Annotated in this window: 1 protein-coding gene; it reads left to right on the forward strand. The window is 64.7% G+C overall.

Going from position 1 to position 1,784, the window contains the following annotated elements:
- On the forward strand, positions 1-1,784 hold a 1,784-nt coding region (locus MF6394_RS32755; protein ID WP_078468295.1), incomplete at both ends, for an ATP-dependent Clp protease ATP-binding subunit.

Below are 1,784 nucleotides of genomic sequence, written 5' to 3' on the forward strand. Positions count from 1 at the left end.
TCGCGCGACCTCACCAAGATGGCGCGCGAGGGCAAGCTCGATCCGGTCATCGGCCGTGCGCAGGAGATCGAGACCACCATCGAGGTGCTGGCCCGGCGCAAGAAAAACAACCCGGTGTTGATCGGTGAGCCCGGCGTCGGCAAGACCGCCATTGTCGAAGGACTGGCGCAGCGGATGGTCGCCGGCGAAGTGCCCGAGACGCTGCGCGACAAGCGTCTGGTGGAACTCAACATCAACGCCATGGTGGCCGGCGCCAAGTATCGCGGCGAGTTCGAGGAGCGCGTGCAGAAGGTGCTCAAGGAAGTGACCGAGCACCAGGGCGAGATGATTCTCTTCATCGATGAAGTGCACACCATCGTCGGTGCCGGCCAGGGTGGCGGCGAAGGCGGGCTGGACGTGGCCAACGTGTTCAAGCCGATGATGGCGCGCGGCGAGCTGAACCTGATCGGCGCCACCACGCTCAACGAGTATCAGAAGTACATCGAGAAGGACGCCGCGCTGGAGCGTCGTTTCCAGCCGGTGATGGTGCCCGAGCCGACGGTAGCGCAGACCATGATGATCCTGCGCGGCCTGCGCGACACCTTCGAGGCGCACCACAAGGTCAGCATCACCGAGGATGCGATCATCGCCGCCGCCGAGTTGTCGGACCGCTACATCACCGCGCGCTTTTTGCCTGACAAGGCCATCGACCTGCTTGACCAGGCGGCCGCACGCGTGAAGCTGTCGGCCACGGCTCGCCCAGTGGCCGTACAAGAGCTGGAGTCCGAACTGCACCAGTTGCGGCGTGAGCAGGACTACATGGCCTCGCGCAAGCAGTACGACAAGGCCGCCGAGCTGGGCAAGCGCATCGAGGCAAAAGAGGCCGAACTCAAGAAGCTCATCGAAGATTGGGAGCGCGAGCGCGCCTCGGGCAGCGCCGAAGTCAAGGCCGAGCATGTCGCGCAGATCGTCTCGCGCCTGACCGGCATTCCGGTCAACGAGCTGACGGTGGAAGAACGCGAGAAGCTGTTGCATCTGGAACAGCGGCTGCACGAGCGCCTGGTGGGCCAGGACGAAGCGGTGCGCGCGGTGGCCGATGCCGTGCGGTTGTCGCGCGCGGGGCTGCGCGAAGGCGGCAAGCCGGTGGCGACTTTTCTGTTCCTCGGGCCGACCGGCGTGGGCAAGACCGAGCTCGCCAAGGCGCTGGCCGAGTCCATCTATGGCGATGAAGGTGCGCTGCTGCGCATCGACATGTCCGAGTACGGGGAACGCCATACCGTGGCACGCCTGGTGGGCGCGCCTCCGGGTTATGTGGGCTATGACGAGGGCGGCCAGCTCACCGAGAAGGTGCGTCGCAAGCCCTACAGCGTGTTGCTGCTGGACGAGATCGAGAAGGCTCACCCCGACGTCTACAACATCCTGCTGCAGGTGTTCGACGACGGGCGGCTCACCGACGGCAAGGGCCGGGTGGTGGATTTCACCAATACCATCATCATCGCCACCTCGAACTTGGGCTCGGACATCATCCAGCGTCGGCTGAAGGCCCGTAGCGCCGCCGGCGAGGAATACGAGAAGACCAAGTCCGAGGTGATGGACGTGCTGCGCGGACACTTCCGCCCCGAGTTCATCAACCGCATCGACGAGATCATCGTCTTCCATGCGCTGGGCAAGGAGGAGATCCGCCATATCGTCGGCCTGCAGCTCGATCGTGTGGCCCGCAACGCCGCCAGCCAGGGCGTGACGCTGACCTTCGATCAGACCTTGATCGACCACTTCGCGGAGGAAGGCTACAAGCCCGAGTTCGG

Origin of the sequence: Pseudomonas sp. MF6394 (genome assembly GCF_002018845.1) — a bacterium.
Classification (GTDB): Bacteria; Pseudomonadota; Gammaproteobacteria; order Pseudomonadales; family Pseudomonadaceae; genus Aquipseudomonas; species Aquipseudomonas lactis.